This is a genomic window from Pseudonocardia xinjiangensis (genome assembly GCF_012911925.1).
Classification (GTDB): domain Bacteria; phylum Actinomycetota; class Actinomycetes; order Mycobacteriales; family Pseudonocardiaceae; genus Pseudonocardia; species Pseudonocardia xinjiangensis.
This window is the reverse complement of record NZ_JAAXKY010000005.1, coordinates 76298-98193: the sequence shown is the minus strand read 5'-3', so window position 1 is coordinate 98193 and position 21896 is coordinate 76298. Positions and strand designations below refer to the sequence as shown.

The following is a 21896-nucleotide window of genomic DNA, read 5'->3' as shown; positions in this document are numbered from 1 at the left end:
GAACGAAGGACACGAATTTGCTCGACGTCAACTTCTTCGACGAGTTGCGCATCGGCCTGGCCACCGCTGAGGACATCCGCCAGTGGTCGCACGGCGAGGTCAAGAAGCCCGAGACCATCAACTACCGCACCCTGAAGCCGGAGAAGGACGGGCTCTTCTGCGAGAAGATCTTCGGCCCCACCCGGGACTGGGAGTGCTACTGCGGCAAGTACAAGCGCGTCCGCTTCAAGGGCATCATCTGCGAGCGCTGCGGCGTGGAGGTCACGCGCGCCAAGGTGCGTCGTGAGCGGATGGGCCACATCGAGCTGGCCGCCCCGGTCACGCACATCTGGTACTTCAAGGGTGTGCCGAGCCGCCTGGGCTACCTGCTCGACCTGGCGCCCAAGGACCTCGAGAAGATCATCTACTTCGCGGCCTACGTCATCACCTCGGTGAACAAGGAGCTGCGCCACACCGACCTGTCCACGCTCGAGAACGAGATGAGCGTGGAGCGCAAGCGGGTCGAGCAGCGCCGCGACGCCGACCTGGAGGCGCGGGCCCAGAAGCTCGAGGCCGACCTGGCCGAGCTGGAGGCGGAGGGCGCCAAGAGCGACGTCCGCCGCAAGGTCAAGGAGGGTGGCGAGCGCGAGATGCGCCAGCTCCGGGACCGCGCCCAGCGTGAGCTGGACCGGCTCGACGAGATCTGGACCACCTTCTCGAAGCTCGACGTGCAGCAGCTGATCGCGGACGAGGGGCTCTACCGCGAGCTCTACGACCGCTACGGCGACTACTTCACCGGGGCGATGGGCGCCGAGGCGATCCAGACCCTGCTGCAGAACTTCGACATCCCGGCCGAGGCCGAGAACCTGCGGGAGACCATCCGCAGCGGCAAGGGGCAGAAGAAGCTCCGCGCCCTCAAGCGCCTCAAGGTCGTCGCGGCGTTCCAGACCACGGGCAACAGCCCGATGGGCATGGTGCTCGACTGCGTCCCGGTCATCCCGCCGGACCTGCGCCCGATGGTGCAGCTCGACGGTGGCCGCTTCGCCACGTCCGACCTGAACGACCTGTACCGCCGGGTCATCAACCGCAACAACCGCCTCAAGCGACTGATCGACCTCGGCGCGCCCGAGATCATCGTCAACAACGAGAAGCGGATGCTGCAGGAGGCCGTCGACGCGCTGTTCGACAACGGCCGCCGCGGCCGGCCGGTCACCGGACCGGGCAACCGCCCGCTCAAGTCGCTGTCCGACCTGCTCAAGGGCAAGCAGGGCCGGTTCCGCCAGAACCTGCTCGGCAAGCGTGTCGACTACTCGGGCCGTTCGGTCATCGTGGTCGGCCCGCAGCTGAAGCTGCACCAGTGCGGCCTGCCCAAGCAGATGGCGCTGGAGCTGTTCAAGCCGTTCGTCATGAAGCGGCTGGTCGACCTCAACCACGCGCAGAACATCAAGTCCGCGAAGCGCATGGTCGAGCGTGGCCGCTCGCAGGTGTGGGACGTGCTCGAAGAGGTCATCTCCGAGCACCCGGTGCTGCTCAACCGTGCACCGACCCTGCACCGTCTCGGTATCCAGGCCTTCGAGCCGCAGCTGGTGGAGGGCAAGGCCATCCAGCTGCACCCGCTGGTCTGCGAGGCGTTCAACGCCGACTTCGACGGTGACCAGATGGCGGTGCACCTGCCGCTGTCGGCCGAGGCGCAGTCCGAGGCCCGCGTCCTGATGCTGTCCAGCAACAACATCCTGTCGCCCGCCTCCGGGCGGCCGCTGGCGATGCCGCGTCTGGACATGGTCACGGGTCTGTACCACCTCAGCCGGCTGCGCGAGGGCGCACCGGGCGAGGGCAACGTGTACTCGTCGCTGTCCGAGGCGATCATGGCCTACGACCGCAAGGTGCTCCACCTGCAGGCGCCGGTCAAGATCCGGCTCCAGGGGGTCACCCCGCCGGTCGCCGTCGCGGAGTCGATCGGCTGGAACGTGGGCGACCCGTGGCTGGCCGAGACCACGCTGGGGCGGGTGCTGTTCAACGACCTGCTCCCGCCGGACTACCCGTTCGTCAACGAGCCGCTGCCGAAGAAGCGCCAGGCCGCGATCATCAACGCTCTGGCCGAGCGGTACTCGATGACCGAGGTCGCGCAGGTCCTCGACCGGCTCAAGGACGCGGGCTTCTACTGGGCCACGCGCTCCGGGGTCACGATGGCGATCTCCGACGTCGTGGTGCCGCCCAACAAGCAGCAGATCCTCGACGGCTACGAGATCAAGGCCGACCAGGTCAACAAGCGCTACCAGCGGGGCGCCCTGTCCCACCAGGAGCGCAACGACGAGATGGTCAAGATCTGGAGCCAGGCCTCCGAAGAGGTGGCCAGGGCGATGGAGGAGAACTTCCCCGAGGACAACCCGATCCCGACGATCGTGAAGTCGGGCGCGGCGGGCAACATGACCCAGGTCCGGCAGCTCGCCGGTATGCGTGGTCTGGTGGCCAACCCGAAGGGCGAGTACATCCCCCGTCCGATCAAGGCCAACTTCCGTGAGGGCCTGTCGGTGCTGGAGTACTTCATCTCCACGCACGGCACCCGCAAGGGTCTGGCGGACACGGCGCTGCGCACGGCCGACTCGGGTTACCTGACCCGTCGTCTGGTGGACGTGTCGCAGGACGTCATCGTCCGCGAGGTCGACTGCGGCACCGAGCGCAGCGTCACCATGCAGGTCACCGAGGAGACCGCCGACGGCACGCGGATCCCGCACCGTTACATCCGCACCAGCATCTACGCCCGCTGCTCGGCGGAAGAGGTGCGCGGTCCGGACGGTGAGGTCATCGTGGCCAAGGGTGGCGACCTCGGCGACCCCGCGCTCGACGCGCTGGTTGCGGCCGGAGTCAAGACGATCAAGGTGCGCAGCCCGCTCACCTGCACGTCGGCCACCGGCATCTGCGGCATGTGCTACGGCCGTTCGATGGCCACCGGCAAGCTGGTGGACGTCGGCGAGGCCGTCGGCATCGTCGCGGCGCAGTCGATCGGTGAGCCCGGCACCCAGCTGACGATGCGTACCTTCCACACCGGTGGTGTGGCGGGCGACGACATCACGACCGGTCTGCCCCGTGTGCAGGAGCTCTTCGAGGCTCGCGTCCCGAAGGGCAAGGCGCCGATCGCCGACGTCGACGGCCGGATCTCGATCGAGGACGGCGAGCGCTTCTGGAAGATCACCCTCACGCCCGACGACGGCGGCGAGGAGATCATCTACGAGAAGCTGTCGAAGCGGCAGTGGCTGGCCATGACCAATGCCGATGGCCAGGAGCGTCCGCTGGCCGACGGCGACCACGTGCACGTGGGCCAGCTGCTCCTCGAGGGCACGGCCGACCCGCACGAGGTGCTGCGGGTCATGGGTCCGCGCGAGGTGCAGCTGCACCTGGTGCGTGAGGTGCAGAAGGTGTACCGCACGCAGAGCGTGGACATCCACGACAAGCACATCGAGGTGATCGTCCGGCAGATGCTGCGCCGGGTCACGATCATCGACTCCGGTTCCACGGAGTTCCTGCCCGGCGCACTGGCCGAGCGGTCGGACTTCGAGACGCAGAACCGCCAGGTGGTGGCCGAGGGCGGCGAGCCGGCTTCCGGTCGCCCGGTGCTGATGGGGATCACGAAGGCCTCGCTGGCCACGGAGTCGTGGCTGTCCGCGGCCTCGTTCCAGGAGACCACCCGGATCCTCACCGATGCCGCGATCAACGGAAAGCGCGACAAGCTCGTCGGGCTCAAGGAGAACGTGATCATCGGCAAGCTGATCCCGGCAGGTACGGGGATCAACCGCTACCGCAACATCCAGGTCCAGCCCACGGAGGAGGCCCGCGCGGCCGCCTACGCGCTGCCGAGCTACGACGACGGCTACTACAGCCCCGACGTGTTCGGCACGGGCACCGGTGCCGCGGTGCCGCTGGACGACTACGACTTCGGACGCGACTACCGGTAACAGGTAGGCGCATCGGGCCCTCCGCGACGGCGGAGGGTCCGATGCCGAAGGCAGGTCCCGAACGGGGCCGGACACCGCTCTCCCGTGGCGGTGTCCGGCCCCGTTTCCTTTTCTGTACCACCCGTCCCCGGGACCCCCGGTCGGCGCCAGGTCGCGATCAGTTCGAGCTACCAGGATCCGGCAGAACGAACAAAACGAATGATCCGGTGAAATACCGAGTTCCGAAGAATAAGCGCAAAGATCCCGACCAGGGCGATCGGCCTGATTCCTGCGACAACGGCAACCACGAGCACCCACGCGTAATCATTTGTGTGGGAGATCACCGTCCGATCTCTCAAATTAGGTAGCTTCCACCGCGACCGCGAGGTCTGTGTAGAGCAGGGTGAGTGCGTGATCGGATTCGCCGACCGCTCCGCCGACCGAGGCACAGATGTGAACCATCCGGACTTGCACGGCCTCGCCCCCGCCCGCCACGCGACGAGCCCCTTCGGCGGCGATGATCACGCGGAGGGCGTCGTCCTGGGGACGATGCGCCGGTTCTGTCGGCTGAGCCGGTGGTCGGTGCGGTCGACCGGGGCCACCGGTGCCGGCTCGGCCCCCAAGATCGTTTTTGGCCCGATCTGCTGGAGCACACTCTCGAGAATCTGGGAGGCACCACTTTCGCTGATCCGCGTATGGAGGACCACATCCACTCCGACCGTCGAAATCAGCAATCCGGCCGAACGGATCGGCGATGTCTCGCACCGGTCGCAACCTATGGGGGTTCGGACCGCGGGGTACCGATCACGACAGGTTTCCGGTGCCGTCCAGACAATTCGAGGGAGCGTTGCATGATTCGAGCGGATGTGTTCGCGCTGTGCCCCATCTATCGGATGGGACTGGTCCATCTCCTGCGGCAGTCGGGCATCGCCGTGCTGGCGGCGGGGACGTGGCCCGAAGGGGGGCACCCGTCGATCTTCGCCGACGCGATGGTCGTCGACGCCGAGACGTTGGAGGTGGGGAACCGCCGGTTCTCGGTCGCCGCGGGGTGGGCGGACACCCCCGTACTCGTGGTCAACGCCGCGCCGACGTTGCTCGTCGACGGTGCGTCCGCGGTCGTCGAGAAGGGCGTGTCGTGCGACCGCGTCGTCGGGGCGGTCCGCGCGGTCGTCGCGGGCGCAGGCACGATGCACACCGCGCCGGATGCGGGCGAGGCCGGCGTCCCGCCGCAGCGCACCTCCCCGGGCGACCTCGTGGGTCGAACGCTGTCGGCGCGCGAGTCCCAGGTCCTGACGCACATCGCGCACGGGCTGACCCACAGCCAGATCGCGAGCCGGTTGCGCATCAGCCCCCACACGGTCGACACCTACGTGAAGCGCATCCGCGCCAAGCTCGGTATCGGCAACAAGGCTGAGCTGACCCGCTTCGCTCTCCTGCGCGACGCGGCCAGGATCACGGCATGAGCCGCCGCGGACAGGACGTTGTCGGAAGCTGCGGGAAATGGCTCCGGTCGGCCTGATCGTCGGCACTGCTGACTCCCTGCCTTTGCGATCGGGACCGGCCCTAGCCGTTCATCCAGGGTCGACCGTGCGCTCGCCCGGGGCTTATCCGGTCATGCTCGTGCTCGGATACTCGGATTTGTGCGGCTGAAACCGAGTTGGCGTGCAACGACTTTGCCAAGCACTGCTCGACGCAGTGTTCCGACGTACGACGGTGGGCCCGGAGTATGACTGACTTCACGGTAACCGACTCGGAGGTCACCGAGGCCGTGCAACGGATCCTGGGCGAGGTGCTCGGGATCGACAACGCGGACCTGACGCAGAGTTTCCACCGTTTGGGGGGCGACTCGTTGCGTGCGTTGAAGGCGGCCGGGCGGATCGCGTTCGAGTTCAAAGCGGCGGCCGCGGTGGACGGCACCATTCTCGAGGCGCTGCTCGACGGCACGACCGGGGAGGCGCTCGCCCGGATCCTGCTGGATTCCATCGAACAGGAGGCCGCCGAGGAGTTCGAGGATCCGCAGGCGACGGAACTGTCCTTCGGCGAGGAACGGCTCTGGACGGCCCACCAGTATCAGCAGGACCGTTCGACCTACCACTCCGTCGGCGCCTTCCGGGTAATGGGGACGCTCGATCTGACCGCGCTCGACCGGGCCGTGGAGGCCCTTGTCGATCGGCATCCGGCGCTGCGGACGCGCTATGCGCCGGACCATCCGGCGGTCGAGCGAGGCGGTCCGGGACGGCCGTCGGTCGATGTCGTGCATCACCGCGAGGTCATACCCTGGTCGGAGGCCGAAGGCGCGGCCGAGCGCGGTATCCAGGAGCCGTTCGATCTGACCAGCGGCCGCCTGCTGCGGGTGCGCACCTGGCGCACGGGCGAGCGGGAATGGCTGTTGCAGGTGATCCTGCATCACATCGCGATCGACGGCTGGTCGATGGACATCTTCTATCGGGAACTGGCGGCGCTGTACGCCGGCGACGACCCCGGGCCCGGAGAATCCGTCGACTACCGCGATTTCGCGCAGTGGCAACGGAGTTCGACGGAGGTGGAGGTACAGGCGGAAGCGTGGGCCGCCCGGCTGCTGCCGCTGCCCGACCGGATCGAACTCGGTAACGGGCGCAGGCGCCGGCCAACCCGGTCGCTGGAGGGGCAGGTCCTGTACACGGATCTGCCGCCGGAGATCGGGGACAAGCTGGCCAGGCTGGCCGGGGAGTCGCGGACCTCGCTGTTCGTCGTGCTGCTCGCGCTGTTGCATGTGTGCCTGGCGCAGCGGACCCGGCAGTGGGATGCGTTGATCGGCACGGTCGTCGCGGGCCGCAGCCGACCGCAGGACCACGCGACTGTCGGCTACTTCACCAACACCGTCCCGGTGCGCGCCAAGACGTCCCCCGACGCCACGTTCGGCGAGCTGATCGCATCGCTGCGCGAGGAGTGGCGATACGTGTTCACCCATCAAGGGGTGCCGCTCGAGGAGCTCGCGGTCCGCACCCGCCGGGCCCCGGACCCGGCACGCACCCCGCTGGTGGACGTCGTCATGGTCCTGCAGAACAACGACGACGTGCCGCTGATGCTCGCGGACTGTGTCGCGGAGCCGTTGTGGATGCATACCGGTACGGCCAAGTTCGATCTGATGCTCGAGGCCATCCGTGTCTCCGGCATTCTGCATCTGAGCTGGGAGTACGCCACCGAGGTGCTCACTGCCGACGAGGTGGCCGAGCTCGCGTCCGCATTCGAGCACCTCGCGCGGGCCCTCCCGGAGGACGGCGACACCACCCTGCGCGACCTGCTGCGTCCGGCGCGGGCCGAGCTCGTGGAGGTCGACGCCGCTGACGTCCCCGGCTCGCCGGACGTCGACCTCTGCGGCCGGTTCGAGACGGTGGTCGGCAGCCGACCGGACGATGTCGCGCTGTACGGACCGGCGGCCGAGGTGACCTTCCGTGACCTGGGCGACCTGCGCGATCGGGTCACCGGCTGCCTCGTCACGAGCGGCGTGACCCGGGGGGACGTCGTCGCCGTCGATGTCCCGGACCCGGCGCTGTCCGTGGCCGCCATGCTGGCGACCTGGTCGGTGGGCGCGGTCGTGGTGATGATCGATGCGGGATGGTCCGGTTGGCAGCGCGACCAGCTGATGCGCGCGTGCCGGCCCGCGGTCCTCATCGGTGGGCGAGAGACGAATCCGCAAGGACCCGTGGTGGTCTCCGCAGGCGAGGTGGCGGCCGCGTCGCCGTACACCGGCGCGCCGGTCAGGTGCCGGCCCGACGAGCCGGCACGGTTGGTCGTCGACTTCGGCGCCACCGGCGTGCCCGAGATCGTGGTGGGCAGCCATCGCGGACTGCTCGACCGCTGCCTCTGGGCGTGGGACACCGTCCCCCACGAGCCGGGGGACCGGGCCGTGGTGCACGCTCTTCCGAGCCCGGTCGACGCGATCGCCGAGACGCTGGCGCCGCTGCTGGCCGGGGTCCCCCTCGCCGTCCTGCCCGCCACGGCGGCATCGGACGCCCGCACGACCGCCGAGTGGGTGCGCCGGTACCGGGGCACGAGGCTGCTGGTGACGCCCTCGCTGATGTGGACGATGCTCCACTCGGTCCCGGAGGTGTCCGAGGCGCTGACCACGCTGCGGATGTGCGCGTTCACCGGCGAGGAGCTCGATGCCGATCTGGTGGGCCGGGTCCGGGAGGCGCTGCCGGAATGCCGGTTGGTCAACCTGTACGGCAGCTCGGACACCACGGGATACGTCACCTGCGCCGAGGTGACGACGTTGCCGGTCGGCGCGGACGTCCCCATCGGCAGACCGGTTGCCGGCACCCGGGTGTTCATCGTGGACGAATGGGGCGAACCGGTCCCGGACGGTGTGGTCGGTGAGCTGGTGGTGGCCGGTGCGGCGGTCGGCATGGGGTACCTGACCGACGGAAAAGTGGTGCGAACCGGTCCGTTCCGGACGGGAGTGCCGTCCGACGGGGAGGTGCCCTGCTGCCACACCGGAGACCTCGGCTACCGTGATCGCGACGGGCAGCTGATGTTCGCGGGACGCGGGGACCGGGAGGTCCGGGTACGTGGCTTCCGGGTCGAGCTCGCACACGTCGAATCGACGCTGCGGGGGATCGACGGAGTGTCCGGGGCGGTCGCATGGACCGAGCACGCCCTCTCGGGTGACCGCATCCTCGCCGCTGTGGTGCCGCAACCCGGGGCGGAGCTGCCCGGGGACGAGGTTCGGATGAGACTGCAGTACCGGCTGCCGTCCTACATGGTGCCCGCCCGCGTGAACGTCATCGACACGCTGCCGCTCACCGCGCACGGGACGCTCGACCACGGGGCAATCGCCGCGTCGGTCACCACCCGCCGCGACGACGGCCCGGCAGCCTCCGGCGAGGCCTCCGCTGCGGAGAAGCGCATCCGGAGCATCTGGTCGCAGGTGCTGCAGGGCGAGTCACCGGGTCCCGACGACAACTTCTTCGCGCTCGGCGGCGACTCACTGGCGGTGACGGCCATGCTGACCTCGGTGCTGCGCGAGTTCGGGATCGAACTGGGAGTGGTGCGCTTCCTGATGCGGCCGACGATCCGCGGCATCGTCGACCAGCTCGTCGAGCGCGGGGCGGTGGCGTGAGCACGGACCAGCCGTCGATCCGGGTGAGTGGTGCCCGGGAGAACAACCTGCGGTCGATCACCGTCGAGATCCCGCGGAACGCGATCACGGTGATCACGGGCGTGTCCGGGAGCGGCAAGTCCTCGCTGGCGTTCGGCACGATCTATGCCGAAGGCCAGCGCCAGTACCAGGAGAGCCTGTCGCCGTACATGCGGCGTGGCTTCGACAAGGTCCCCAAACCCAAGGTCGAGGCGGTCACCGGACTCGGTCCGACCATCGCGGTCAAACAGCATGCCCCGGGCCGCAACCCGCGCTCCACGGTGGGGACGATCACCGAGGTGGGTGATTTCCTGCGCCTGCTCTTCGCGCGGGCGGGCCTGCACACCTGCCGCCACTGCGGAGCGGACGTGGTGCCCCGTACCGCCGACGAGCTGCTCGACCAGGCGACCGGCGCGCTGGGGGACGGGCCCGTCCGGCTGGGCCAGGTACCGCGGTGGACGCTGCCGGTGGACGGTGGTGGGTCACCGCTGGACCACCGGTACGCGCTCGATGTCGTGCGCCTGGACGGCGCTGCGGGGGACGCCGAGCACATCCGTCGCGGTGTCGCGGCCGTGCGTGCCCGTGACGATGCCGTGCTGGTGCTCGAACCGGACGGCGGGGTCCCGCTGTACCTGGCGCCCGGCCACCTCTGTGCGCGGTGCGGCCGCAGGGCGACCGCGGTCTCGTCCCGCTTCTTCAGCCCGAACACACCCGACGGCATGTGCCGCGACTGCGAGGGACTCGGCACCCGGATCGCGGTGTCCGCGGCGAAGATGGTCGCCGACCCCGACCTGTCGATCCGGGCGGGTGCGTTGGCGTTCTACGGTGACCGGCGGCGCCAACCCAAGAAGACCTACTGGCCGGTGCGCGACCTTCCGGAGCTGCTGACCCTGTTCGGCGCCACGCTCGACACACCCTGGTGTGACCTGCCGGCGGCGTTGCGCGACATCGTGATCCACGGTGAGACGGCACGGCCGGTGTCCGCCGAGGTCGAGACCTTCCTGCCCGACCGGACCGATTCGGGCCTGCTGCCGCAGATCGACAGGCTCGCCCGGTCTGCGGCAGCCGACGGGCGCAGGCACAACTACGACCGGTTCATGACCACCGAGGCCTGCGCGGAGTGCGGCGGCTCGCGGCTGAACGCCGACGCGCGGGCGGTCCGCCTCGACGGGCTGGACATCACCGAGGTGATGGCGCGGCCGATCGCCGATCTGCCGCACTGGCTGGACCAGGTGTCGAAACTGGAGCTTTCCGGTGTCGTCGCCGAGGCGGTCGAGGAGATCGTCCAGGAACTGCGGAAACGGCTGTCGTACATCTGCGAGGTCGGGCTCGACTACCTGTCGCTGGACCGGCAGATGCCCGCGCTGTCGGCCGGGGAGGGCCAGCGGCTGCGCATCGCGCGACAGCTCGGGTGCGGCCTGATCGGTGTCGTGTACGTGCTGGACGAACCGTCGGTCGGCCTGCACCCTCGCGACACGGGGCGGTTGATCGAGAGCCTGCGGCGGCTGCGCGACGCGGGCAACACCGTGATCGTCGTCGAGCACGACGCCGACGTGATGCGCTGCGCCGACCACCTCATCGACATCGGCCCGGGAGCCGGCAACGCGGGTGGCCGGCTCGTGGCGGCCGGATCGCCGGAGGAGGTGATGGCGCATCCGTCGTCGCCGACCGCCCGGTACCTGAGGGGCGCGCACGTGCCGGGAGGTGGCCGTGCCGAACGGCGCAAGCCCGACCCGTCCGCGGACATCGTTCTCACCGGCGCCCGCCTGCACAATCTGCGCGGGGTCGACGTGTCCATCCCCGTTGACCTGCTGATCTGTGTCACCGGACCGAGCGGGAGCGGCAAGAGCTCGCTGGTGAAGGGGATCCTGGAACCCGAGGTGGCCGCCTCGATCAACGGCGAACCCGGTCGCCGTGACGTTCTGGACACGCTGCGCGGGCACCACGTGTTCGGCCGGGTGATCGGCGCCGCGCAGGATCCCATGGGACGCTCGAGCCGTTCGATACCGGCGACATACATCGGGATCTTCGACGAGATCCGCCAGCTCTTCGCGCAGCTTCCGCTGTCGAGCGAACGCCGCTGGTCAACAGCGCACTTCTCGTTCAACGCCGAGGCCGGCCAATGCTGGACCTGTCGTGGTTCCGGTGAGCAGGCGATGCCGATGCACTTCATGGCCGATGTCGTCGTGCCCTGCTCGGTGTGCGGCGGCAGGCGCTACAACGCCGACGTGCTCGACGCCCGGGTCGACGGTCTGACCATTGCCGACGTGCTGGACCTGGAGGTCTCGCAGGCCGTCGGGTTCTTCGGGGAGCGGGCCCGGATCGCGCGGGCGCTGAGCATGCTCGACGAGGTGGGACTCGGCGGTCTCCGCCTCGGGCAGAACTGCGCGACGTTGAGCGGGGGAGAGGCCCAGCGGCTCAAACTGTCCCGTGAACTGCTGCGCGACCTGGACTCTGCACGCACCCTGTACATCGTGGACGAGCCCACCAGCGGGCTGCACGCCGCCGACGTGACCCTGCTCATCGGTCTGTTGCACCGGTTGGTCGACCGCGGCGACACCGTGGTCGTGATCGAGCACAACGTGGACGTGATCGCCTCGGCGGACTGGGTCATCGACCTCGGTCCCGGCGGTGGCGCGGACGGCGGTCTGATCGTCGCACAGGGCACGCCGGAGGACATCGCCGCTGATACGCGGAGCGCGTTGGCGCCCTTCCTGTCCGAGGCCCTGGCGGTCACATCACGCGTACGCGGGTGAGCCGCACCTGCGGCTACTCCGGTGGTCCGACGTAGCCGCACCCCGGCTATGGCCGTATTTCCAGGTCGGTTGCGCGCCCGTCGGATTATTACCTGAATCTCGATCTTCGCCGATACTCGACAGTGCGTAGAGATTTCCATCGCGAACCGTGTTTCGGGTCAGGAGAGAGCGTGCATGCCGTCATTCTGGTCGGAGGTAAGGGATCGCGCCTGCTGCCGTTCACGAAGTATCGTCCGAAGCCGCTGATGCGGTTGGGCAGGTACTCGATTCTCGAGATCATCCTCCGCAGACTACGGGCCTGCGGTTTCGAACGCGTGACATTGTGTACCGCTCATCTCGGTGAGATGATCCGCGCGGAGTTCGGGGACGGCCGGTCCCTGGGGCTGGCGATCGACTACTGCACCGATGATCCGCCGACCGGGACCGCGGCGCCCCTGCTGCTCGTCCCGGACTGGGACTCGCCGGCCGTCGTCATGAACGGCGATGTCCTGACGGCGCTGGACTTCGCGCATTTCCAGCAGATGCACGAACAGAGCGGGAGCGTGCTCTCCGTCGCGTTCCAGCGCCGGGAGGTGCCCGTCGAGCTGGGGGTCCTCCAGGTCGGTGACCGGCAGGTGCACGCGATGTGGGAGAAGCCGTCCCTGGCGATCGACGTGTGCTCGGGCATGTACGTGGCCGACCCTTCGGTCCGGGACTACATACCGGAGGGCGCCCGGGTGGACATGCCCGACGTCATCGACGCGCTGCTGAAGAAGAGCGAGCGGGTCAATGCCTACGGGTTCCGGGAGGAATGGCACGACATCGGTACGCCGGCCACCTACCGAAATGCCGAACGAGAGTTCCTGGCGAACCAGGACTACTACCTGTTCCCCCGCGAGGGGGTCGAGCCGACAGTATTCGACAGGGCGAACACCGCGGTCCGGCCGCTGGCGACGGGAACGAACGGACGACCACAACTGAGCATCTCGCTGGTCCAATGACCGAGCCGGAAACGAGTGCTCTCGTCACGATCATAGGAAAGTCCATGGGTTACGTTCTGGCGCTCCCTCCGCTGGCCCCGACCGACGATTTCTTCGGCGCGGGCGGCGACTCGGGCCGGGCCATGCAGATCCTGTCCGAACTCGTCGTCCGCTACGGCCCGGACGATTCTGCGCTGGCCGAGCGGCTGCACGAAGAACTCGTGCTGGCGATGTTCGACGACGGTACGCCGGAGGCGCTGGCGGTCGTGATCGGGAGGTATTGACATGGAACCTTCGCTACTCGACCTGCTCAACCGGCATGCCGAGAGGTCCCCGGACGCAGTGGCGGTGAGCGCCGGCGCGCCGACCGGCTGGGAGTCGGCGACCTGGGCGGAACTGCGCGCCGCCGCGTCGGCGGTGGCCGGGCGGGCTCGCGGGCTCCCGGCCGGTGCCGGACCGGTGGTCCTCGTCGTGGACAACAGCATCGCCTGCATCACCGTGCTGCTCGGGCTGGCCATCGCCTCGCGCGAGGTGCTGCTGGTCGAATCGGCCAACTCCTACCTGGCCGACGAACAGTCGGCGGTCTTCCGGGCCGAGCCCTCGTGCGTGGTCGGGCCGGAGGGGCTCGCGACAACCGCATCCGGCCGGCTCACCTACCTGGACTTCGGTGACCTCACCGCGGGCCCGTCGGGGGCTCCGGCGCGTGGCGGGTGCGCGTCGATGATCCATCAGCTCACCTCGGGATCCACGGGCGAGCAGCGGATCGTCCGCCACAGCGTGGCCAACGTGGTGCGGGGCGGCCACATCTACCGCGACGTCCACGGACTGACCGGCACCGACACCGTCTTCGTGACGGTTCCGCTCGCGCATTCGTTCGGGCTCATCGGCGGGCTCGCGGCAGCGCTCGTCTCCGGTGCCCGCCTGCTGACCCTCACCCGATTCAACCTCCGGGTCCTGCTGGCGGGTCTGCGCGACGGCGCGACCGTCATGCTCAGCACGCCGCTCGGATACGAGCTCATCGCCTCGGCGAGCAGCGCCGAGCGCCAGGAGAGCAGCCTGCGTCTCGCACTGTCGTCGGGCGGGCCGCTCTCGGAGCGGGTGGCGGCCAAGGCCGCGCACCGGCTGGGCATCCGCATCCACCAGATATACGGCAGCACCGAGACAGGCCTGGTCGCGTGCACCTACGACCGCACGGAGCCCTGGCCGGACGGCTCGGTCGGCCGGTTCGGACCCGGCGTCGACTGGCGGATGGCCCCCGACGATGCGACGGCCCACGACGACGCAGGCCGGCTCCTCGTGCGTACCGCGACCATGTTCGACGGCTACCTGGACTCCGGGGCGCCCGACGCAGGCGACGGGTTCTACGACACCGGCGACCTGGTCCGCGTCGACGAGCGGGGCCACCTGTTCGTCGTCGCTCGCAAGAACACCTTCGTCAACGTCGGCGGCCGGAAGATCAACCCGCGACGCATCGAGCGGGTGATCGCCGAACATCGCGAGGTCGCCGAGATCGCCGTCTACGGCGCCGAGTCCGAGGGTGACGAGCAGGAGATCCACGCGGCCGTCGTGCTCACCGGCTCGACCGGGGTGGCGGAGCTGCTCAGGTTCTGCCGCTCGCGGCTGATGCCGTACGAGGTGCCGCACCGCGTGCACGTCGTTTCCGAACTGCCGAGGACCGCGCTCGGGAAGGTGTCGGTCCAGCGGCTCATCCGAGAAAGGGCATGACATGACCGAGCCCATGGGCGACTACGTCGCGGTGGTCGGCCTCGGCTACGTCGGGCTGCCGCTGGCGCTGTCGCTGGCGCGGTCCGGCCGTCGAGTGGTCGGCGTGGACGTCGACCCCGAGGTGCGCGCCGCCCTCGCGGCGGGCCGGCCCCGGTTCGTCGAACCCGGACTGACGGAGCTGCTGAACTCGGTGCCGGCGCAACGTTTCACCGTGACCGACCGGTTGCCCGACCTGGCGCCGCGCGCGGTCGTCATCTGCGTCGGTACCGCGATCGACCCGGCCACCGGGCAGCCCGATCTGCGCCACCTCGTCGCGGCCACCGAGCACATCGCGGGGCACATGTCGGCGGAGACGCTGGTCGTCGTCCGGAGCACCGTGCCCGTCGGCACCTGCCGGCGCACGCTGCTGCCGCTGCTGCAGGCCCACGTCGACGCTCCGATGCTCGCCATGTGTCCGGAGCGGATCATCCAGGGGCAGGCGCTCCGGGAGATCGAGTCGCTGCCCCAGATCATCGGCGCGCTCGACGACCGGTCGCTCGAACGGACCTGCCGGCTGCTGAAACCCGTCGCGGCGGACCAGGTGATCGTCTCCTCGCTGGAGGCCGCGGAGATGGTGAAGCTGGTGTGCAACGCGCACACCGATCTCATCTACGGGTTCGGCAACGAGGTCGCGCTGATGTCGTCGGCGCTGGGCATCGACGCGAACGAGGTGATCGCCGGCGCCAACCTCCGCTATCCGCGGCCCGACCTGTCCCGGCCCGGCTTCGTCGGCGGGAGCTGCCTGATCAAGGATCCGTACCTGCTCATGTACTCGGCCGCCGAGGCGGGGTACCGGCCGCCGATGGTGGCGGCGGCGCGCGCGGTCAACGAGCGGGTGCCGGGACACGTCGTCGACGCGGTGCTGAAGGCCCTGGCGGCGCAGGGACGGGCGCCCGCCGACGCGAAGGTCCTCCTCTGCGGCATCGCCTACAAGGGGCATCCGGAGACCGATGACGTGCGCGGCGCGGCTTCGGTGGAGGTGGCGGCGGCACTGCGGGACCGGGTGGCCGTGCTCGCCGGCCACGATTTCGTGGTCGACCCGAGCCGGATCGCGAGGACGGGTTGTGAGCCGACGAGCCTGGCCGACGGGTTGACCGACGCCGACGTGCTGATCCTGCTCGTCGACCACCCGCGCTACCGGGAGCTGGACGCCGAGTTCGTGCGGGCGCGGATGCGCAAGCCGGCGATCGTCTTCGACATGTGGGGCCTGCTCGACTCCGAGCTCTCCGGGATGCCCGATGTCGACTACCTGAGGTTGGGCCGTGGCTGAGCGCGTTCTGATCACCGGCGGCGCCGGGTTCGTCGGCCGGCACCTGGCCCGCCGCCTGCTGGATGACGGCGCCGAGGTCGTCGTCCTGGACGACTTCTCCCGCGGTCGCGCCGATGCCGGGCCCGCCGAGGGGCAGCGCCGGGCCGACGTGGTCGAGCACGACCTGACCAGGCCGATCCCGCCCGGGCTGCTGCACGGCGACTTCGACACCGTCTACCACCTGGCGGCCGTCGTCGGCGTACGCCGGGCGAACGAGAATCCGAGCCATGTGCTGCGCACCAACGTGCTGGCCACCCTGAATCTCCTCGACTGGTGCCGGCTCACCTCGCCCGCGACGTTGTTCCTCAGTTCCACGAGCGAGGTCGCCGACGGCGCCATGCGGATGGGCCTGGCCCCGTTCCCGTCCCCGGAGGACCTGCCGTTCGTCCTCGCCGAGCCGCGGGCGCCGCGGGGCTCCTACGCACTCGGCAAGATCGTGTCGGAAACCCTGTTCCTGCAGTGCGACTCCCGGTTCCGGGTCCGGATCGGCCGGTACCACAACATCTACGGCCCGCAGATGGGCTACTCGCACGTGATTCCCGAGTTCATCGAGCGCGCGCTGTCCGGCGCCGACCCGTTCGACATCCACGGCGACGCGCAGACCAGGGCGTTCTGCTACATCGACGACGCGGTCGACGCGACGATCGGCCTCGTCCGCCTGGACACCGCCGATCCGGTCATCGCGAACATCGGGAACGACCGTGAGGAGATCAAGATCCGGGACCTCGCCGACCGGGTACTGGCCCTGGCGCAGGCACGGCCCGAGATCGCCGTGTACGACCCGCCCGCAGGCTCACCCGACCGCCGACTTCCGGAGCTGTCGGAGCTCCGGCGGCGCATCGGGTACGAGCCGAAGGTCGATCTCGATACCGGCCTGCGCGCGACCTTCGACTGGTACTCGCGCCACCGGCGGACGGATGCCGATCGGGACGGTCGATGAGCGAGGTTCTGATCACCTTCGGCGGCTATCCGTCCGCACCGGCAGGCGCCGAGCGGATGGCGTGGCGGACGGGCGAGTCCCTCGCCCGGCGCGGGCACTCGGTCACCGCGCTCACGGACTCGCAGCCACCGGCCGATCTGGACGGTGAGGCGGTGCGGTCCCTCCGGTCCGATCGGGACCTCGCGCGGGACTGGCAGCCCGATGTCGTCCACGCCTACGACCTCGCCAAGCCGGAGTACGTGGCGATGGCGCTCGATGTCGCCCGGCGCGGCGGCGCCCCGTTGGCGCTGACCCCCGCGACCGCGCCGGAACTGTGGCCCGACGCGGAGCTGGGGCGCATCGCGTGCCGCCAGGCCCGGGTCATCTACGTGCTGACCTCGGCGGAGGCGCGGGTGCTGTCCGGACTCGGCGCGGCCCCGGATCGGATCCGCCCGATTCCGCACGCTCCCGACCTGCACGGCTGCCCGGATCCGGCCGGACTCCGCCGTCGGCTGGGGTTGCGCGGGCCCACGGTCGTGTTCGCCGGCCGGCGGATCCCCTCGAAGGGATACGCCGAGCTGCTCCGGGCCGCGCCGTTGGTCTGGCGCACGCTGCCGGATACGCACCTCGTGTTCCTCGGGCCGAACACCGACCCGGCGGCGGCGGAGACGTTCCGCGCCCACGCGGACCCCCGGATCGTCGACCTCGGCGCGGTGGACGAGCAGACCAAGCACGACGCGATCGCGGCCGCCGACGTGTTGTGCCTGCCGAGCAGCGCCGACGTGTTCCCGCTGGTCTTCCTCGAGGCGTGGGCGTGCGGGAAACCGGTCGTGAGCGGCGACTTCGTGGGAGCGGACAGCGTCGTCGAGCACGGCGTCGACGGCCTGATCGTCGCGCCCCGGCCCGCGGAGATCGCCGAGGCACTCGTCCGCCTGTTGTCCGACGACGAGGTCCGGTCCGCGATGGGGCGGGCCGGGCAGGCCCGGGTCCGGCAGAACTTCACCTGGGACCGCGTGGCCGAGAGCGTGGAGGCCGGTTACTGACATGAAGACCTCGATGTCACAGACGACGACGGTTCCCGAGTGGCGGGTCAACCTCGCGGACAACACCATCGACGACGACGAGATCCAGGCGGTGTCGGACGTTCTGCGCTCGGGGTGGTTGTCGCCGGGACCGCAGACCCGCGCGTTCGAGAGCGAGTTCGCCGACGCGCTCGGATGTCCGGCCGCGGTGGCCGTGAGCAGCGGGACCGCAGCCCTGCATCTGGCGGTCCTCGCCCTCGGCATCGGGCCCGGCGACGAGGTGATCGTGCCGTCGCTCAGTTTCGTGGCCTCGGCCGCGATGGTGGCTCTGCAGGGCGGTACGCCGGTGTTCGCCGACATCCGGTCGGAAACCGATCCGACGATCGATCCCGCCGATGTGCGCAGCCTGATCACCGAGCGGACGAAGGCCATCGTCGCCATGCACTACGGCGGGTATCCGGCCGATCTGGCGGCGCTCGCCGCGCTCGCCGACGAGTACGGCGTCGCGTTGATCGAAGACGCCGCCCACGCACCGGTCGTGCGGGCCGCAGGCGCCGTGCTCGGCACGATCGGGGACCTCGGCTGCTTCAGCTTCTTCGCCACCAAGAACCTCACCACCGGGGAGGGCGGCATGGTGGTGGCGCGCGACCCGGCGCTGCTGGACCGGATCCGCTCCGCCCGGTCGCACTGCCTCTCCTCCTCCACGTGGGACCGGCTGCGCAGCGGCGACGCCGACTACGACGTCTCGGACATCGGTCTCAACTACCGGCCCACCGAGATCGCGTCGGCCATCGGCCGGGTCCAGCTCGGGAAGCTCGCTCGCGATCGCGAGCGTCGCGGGGCACTCACCGCGGCTTATCGGGAGCGCCTCGCCGCCGTCCCCGGCGTCGTCGCCCCCTTCGCGCACTACGACGGTGACTCGGCACGGCATCTCATGGCGGTGCTGGTCCCGGACGGGGTCGATCGCACCGACGTGCGGTCGGAGCTGCGGGAACGAGGCATCCAGACGTCGGTGCACTACCGGCCCACCCATCACTTCACGTTCTACCGCGAGAGGTTCGGCCCGGTGCGACACCTGTTGCCGGTCACCGAAGCGGTCGCGCCCCGGCTGCTGTCGCTGCCCCTGCACGCCCTGATGACCGACGACGACGTGGCACTGGTCGTGGACGGCCTCTCCGAGAGCATCAGCCGGTCCTCGGAGAGGTCGCCGTCGTGAGCTTCACCGTCCGTGGCGGCCGGCTGTTCCGGGACGGTCAGCCCTTTCTCGCACAGGGGGTCGACTACCACCCGTCCGAAGCGGGCTGCCGGATCTGGACCGAGTGGGACCCCGAAGCGATCGCTCAGGACTTCGCCGGGATGGCCGGAGCGGGCCTGAACACGGTGCGGTTCTTCGTGTTCTGGCGCGACTTCGAGCCCGAGCCCGGACGTATCGACAAGGAGATGCTCGGGCGCCTGCGCCACGTCGTCGACACCGCCGCCGCGGCGGATCTCGCCTGCGTGGTCTCGCTGTTCACCATCTGGATGAACGGGCAGCTGATCGATCCTGCCTGGCGGGAGGGCAGAAGCCTGTGGCGCGACGGCGACATGCTGGCTCTGGAGGAGGAGTTCGCCACGGCGGTGGCCCGCGAGGTGGGCGGGTGCGACAACCTGCTGGCCTTCGATCTGGGTGACGAGATCGGCTGCGTGGACCCGGGCGAGGCGGCGGCGTCGACCCTGGCGGAGGTCGCCGGCTGGCAGGCCCGGCTGGCCGCCGTACTGCGGCTCGAGGCGCCGGATGTTCTCGTGATGCAGGCGAACGACGCCTCGGGTGTGCTCGGGCCGTCCCCCTTCGGCGCCGACAACAGTGCGGCACTCGACCTGATCGGCGTCCACGGATTCCCGGTGTGGGCGCCGGGGTCGATCGAGTCGACGCTCTCGTTCAAGGCGACCAACCTGACATCGTTCCTGGTGCGGTACGCCTGCGCATACGGCGTCCCCTTCGTGGACGAGCTCGGCAGCTACGGGGTCGACGACGCGACCGCGGCCGCGTACCTGCGGGCGTCCGCCGCCTCGGCCATCGGCAACGGCGCGTCCGGGATCCTCGTCTGGTGCTGGCAGGACATCGCCTCGGAGGCCGAGCCCTATACGGATCGCCCGATGGAACGGTTTGCGGGGCTGCATCGGCTCGACGGTTCGGCCAAGCCGGCGATGCGGGACTACCGCAGAGTCGTCGGTGCCGCACCCGAGCTCGCGGTGCGGCGGCCGCGGCCGTCCGTTGCGGTGTACCTGCCGCAGTGGGTTCGCGCCGCGGGCCGGTCCTACCTGGACAACGGCGTCGCGACGGTGGCGACGTTCTTCTCCTACCTGCTTCTCAAGCGCGCGCACCTCGACTTCGACATCGTCGCCGACGACCTGGCCGGCTACGACCTCGTGGTCTGTCCGTCGGTCGCCCACGTCACGCTCCCCGATCTGCGGAAGCTGCGTGCCGTGTGCGATCGGGGGGCCACCGTCTACTTCTCGCTGGGCGACCATCTCCACGGGTTCCCCGGCGAGCCGCTGGTGGGCGCGGAGATCGTGGACCACTCGCCCCCGAGCGACGGGAAGTCGGCATTCCGCTGGGACTCCGACGAGTGGGCGGTCGACTGGGCGGCGACGCGGACGCGGACCACCACGCTGCGACCCACCACCGCGGAGGTGATCGGCCGCTACCCGGACGGTTCGCCGTGCCTGCTGCAGAACCGGGTGGGCGACGGCCGGTTCCTGTTCACCAATGTGCCGTTCGAGGCACAGCTCGATCGGCCGGAACGGCTGACCGCCGCGGCCTGGGAGTGCTTCTACCGGCGCATCGCCGGTGTCGCAGGGATCGCGCCGGTCGCGGACTGTCCTGATCCGGACGTGGAGATCCTGCCCGCCGACGGTGCCGACGACCGGCGCTTCGTGGTCGTCAACCACGCCGCGACGCCGAGCGATACGGAGATCAGCTGGTCCGGCGGGACCGTCCGGGTCGAACTGGCGGCCAAGGACTGGACGATCGTGCACGTGCCTCCGGATCGGGAGGACCGATGAAGGGCGTCGTCTTCCAGGGCCCGCGCCGGGTGGAGGTCGAGGCGGAGCTCCCGGTGCCGCGGGTGCTGCATCCCCGCGACGCCGTGGTCCGGGTCACCCGGACGGCGATCTGCGGATCGGACCTCCACCCCTACCGGGGGGAGATGCCCGGCTTCGCGCCGGGGACCGTGCTCGGGCACGAGTTCGCGGGCGTCGTCGTGGAGGCCGGCGCGGATGTCCCGTTCGCCGTGGAGGACCGGGTGTTCGCCTCGTACCTGGTGGCGTGCGGGCGGTGCGCGAGGTGCGCGCGCGGCTGGCACTACCACTGCGAGCACGCCAGCATCTTCGGCTACTCCACCGTGGTCGGGCCGCCGGTCGCCGGTGGCCAGGCGGAGTACGTCCGCGTCCCGTTCGCCGATGTCGTTCTGGCGCGTTCGCCGGACGACCTGACCGACGAGCAGGTGCTGTTCGCCGGCGATGTTCTCACCACCGCGTACGCCGCGGTGGTCGACGCGGACATCGGCTCCGGCGATGTGGTCGGGGTGGTCGGTGCCGGGCCGGTCGGGTTGCTCGGAGCCATGTGCGCATCGGCGCTCGGGGCTGGCGAGGTGATCGTGTCCGACCCGGATCCGGTCAGACGGGCCCAGGCAGCGTCGCTGGGGATGCATGCGGTGACCCCCGGCGAGCTGCGCGACAGCTTGGACAAGGCGTCCGACGGATGGGGCGCCGGCGTGGTGCTCGAGGCCGTCGGCACCGACGCCGCGCTGGCGTCCGCTCTGCGCAGCGCCGGGCCGCGGGCCACGGTTGTCGCGGTGGGTGCGCACAGCGCGGAGGCCATGCCCTTTCCGAGCGGCCTCGCCTTCACCCGCGAGCTCACCGTCCGGTTCATCGTCGGCGACCCGATCCGGCATCGCGCCGAGGCCCTGCGGTTGGTCCGGTCCGGCCTCGTCGACCCCGCCCGGCTCATCTCGCACCGGTTGCCGCTCTCCGACGCGCGGCGAGGTTACGAGCTGTTCGACCGCCGGGAGGCGTTCAAGGTCGTCCTGACGGCCGACGGTGCCGCGGATCGTCCAGGTATGGCCGTTCGATCGGGCCGATAGCGCGATCGTTAGA

The 21896-nt window shown here is 70.0% G+C and carries 13 protein-coding genes; all 13 read left to right on the top strand.

The features are described from left to right. The first annotated feature begins 17 nt into the window (after window positions 1-17). The 13 genes from HF577_RS03550 to HF577_RS03490 all read left to right on the top strand — a co-directional run bounded on the left by HF577_RS03550 (window position 18) and on the right by HF577_RS03490 (window position 21883). Complete coding sequence (locus tag HF577_RS03550) at window positions 18-3932, top strand: DNA-directed RNA polymerase subunit beta' (RefSeq protein WP_169394258.1); 3915 nt, start codon at window positions 18-20, stop codon at window positions 3930-3932. 830 nt (window positions 3933-4762) lie between these two features. After that, on the top strand, window positions 4763-5374 hold the full coding sequence (locus HF577_RS03545) for a response regulator transcription factor (RefSeq protein ID WP_169394257.1): 612 nt from the start codon (window positions 4763-4765) through the stop codon (window positions 5372-5374). Window positions 5375-5637: 263 nt separating this feature from the next. Beyond that, window positions 5638-9012 carry a non-ribosomal peptide synthetase gene (locus HF577_RS03540; protein WP_169394256.1) on the top strand — a complete coding sequence of 1125 codons (3375 nt, stop codon included), beginning with the start codon at window positions 5638-5640 and terminating at the stop codon, window positions 9010-9012. Beyond that, window positions 9009-11786 (top strand): excinuclease ABC subunit UvrA, encoded by a 2778-nt coding sequence (uvrA, locus tag HF577_RS03535; protein WP_211173731.1) that lies wholly within the window; start codon window positions 9009-9011, stop codon window positions 11784-11786. The genes HF577_RS03540 and uvrA overlap by 4 nt, the downstream gene beginning before the upstream one ends. A 122-nt stretch (window positions 11787-11908) precedes the next feature. Further along, a complete protein-coding gene (locus HF577_RS03530) occupies window positions 11909-12766 on the top strand; it encodes a sugar phosphate nucleotidyltransferase (RefSeq protein ID WP_312858920.1) in 858 nt (285 codons plus the stop codon). Beyond that, complete coding sequence (locus HF577_RS03525; protein WP_169394254.1) at window positions 12763-13029, top strand: acyl carrier protein; 267 nt, start codon at window positions 12763-12765, stop codon at window positions 13027-13029. Before HF577_RS03530 ends, HF577_RS03525 begins: the two co-directional genes overlap by 4 nt. Before the next feature lies 1 nt (window position 13030). Next, a complete protein-coding gene (locus HF577_RS03520) occupies window positions 13031-14470 on the top strand; it encodes a class I adenylate-forming enzyme family protein (RefSeq protein ID WP_169394253.1) in 1440 nt (479 codons plus the stop codon). 1 nt (window position 14471) lies between these two features. Beyond that, window positions 14472-15779, top strand: a complete 1308-nt coding sequence (locus HF577_RS03515; RefSeq protein ID WP_169394252.1) for a nucleotide sugar dehydrogenase — start codon at window positions 14472-14474, stop codon at window positions 15777-15779. Then, the gene (locus HF577_RS03510) at window positions 15772-16758 is read left to right on the top strand and encodes an NAD-dependent epimerase/dehydratase family protein (RefSeq protein ID WP_169394251.1); all 987 of its coding nucleotides are present in this window, start codon (window positions 15772-15774) and stop codon (window positions 16756-16758) included. The genes HF577_RS03515 and HF577_RS03510 overlap by 8 nt, the downstream gene beginning before the upstream one ends. Continuing rightward, a complete protein-coding gene (locus tag HF577_RS03505) occupies window positions 16755-17780 on the top strand; it encodes a glycosyltransferase family 4 protein (RefSeq protein ID WP_169394250.1) in 1026 nt (341 codons plus the stop codon). Before HF577_RS03510 ends, HF577_RS03505 begins: the two co-directional genes overlap by 4 nt. Window positions 17781-17793: 13 nt before the next feature. Further along, on the top strand, window positions 17794-18975 hold the full coding sequence (locus HF577_RS03500; protein ID WP_169394249.1) for a DegT/DnrJ/EryC1/StrS family aminotransferase: 1182 nt from the start codon (window positions 17794-17796) through the stop codon (window positions 18973-18975). Next, the gene (locus HF577_RS03495) at window positions 18972-20804 is read left to right on the top strand and encodes a beta-galactosidase trimerization domain-containing protein (RefSeq protein WP_169394248.1); all 1833 of its coding nucleotides are present in this window, start codon (window positions 18972-18974) and stop codon (window positions 20802-20804) included. The genes HF577_RS03500 and HF577_RS03495 overlap by 4 nt, the downstream gene beginning before the upstream one ends. Further along, window positions 20801-21883, top strand: a complete 1083-nt coding sequence (locus tag HF577_RS03490) for an alcohol dehydrogenase catalytic domain-containing protein (protein ID WP_169394247.1) — start codon at window positions 20801-20803, stop codon at window positions 21881-21883. Before HF577_RS03495 ends, HF577_RS03490 begins: the two co-directional genes overlap by 4 nt. The last annotated feature ends 13 nt before the right edge of the window (window positions 21884-21896 follow it).

Excerpts from the sequence above, each read along its gene's own strand:
- HF577_RS03540 (WP_169394256.1), top strand. The coding sequence starts at position 5,638 with ATGACTGACTTCACGGTAACCGACTCGGAGGTCACCGAGGCCGTGCAA.
- HF577_RS03490 (WP_169394247.1), top strand. The coding sequence starts at position 20,801 with ATGAAGGGCGTCGTCTTCCAGGGCCCGCGCCGGGTGGAGGTCGAGGCG.
- HF577_RS03520 (WP_169394253.1), top strand. The coding sequence starts at position 13,031 with ATGGAACCTTCGCTACTCGACCTGCTCAACCGGCATGCCGAGAGGTCC.
- HF577_RS03515 (WP_169394252.1), top strand. The coding sequence starts at position 14,472 with ATGACCGAGCCCATGGGCGACTACGTCGCGGTGGTCGGCCTCGGCTAC.
- HF577_RS03505 (WP_169394250.1), top strand. The coding sequence starts at position 16,755 with ATGAGCGAGGTTCTGATCACCTTCGGCGGCTATCCGTCCGCACCGGCA.
- HF577_RS03525 (WP_169394254.1), top strand. The coding sequence starts at position 12,763 with ATGACCGAGCCGGAAACGAGTGCTCTCGTCACGATCATAGGAAAGTCC.
- HF577_RS03545 (WP_169394257.1), top strand. The coding sequence starts at position 4,763 with ATGATTCGAGCGGATGTGTTCGCGCTGTGCCCCATCTATCGGATGGGA.
- HF577_RS03500 (WP_169394249.1), top strand. The coding sequence starts at position 17,794 with ATGTCACAGACGACGACGGTTCCCGAGTGGCGGGTCAACCTCGCGGAC.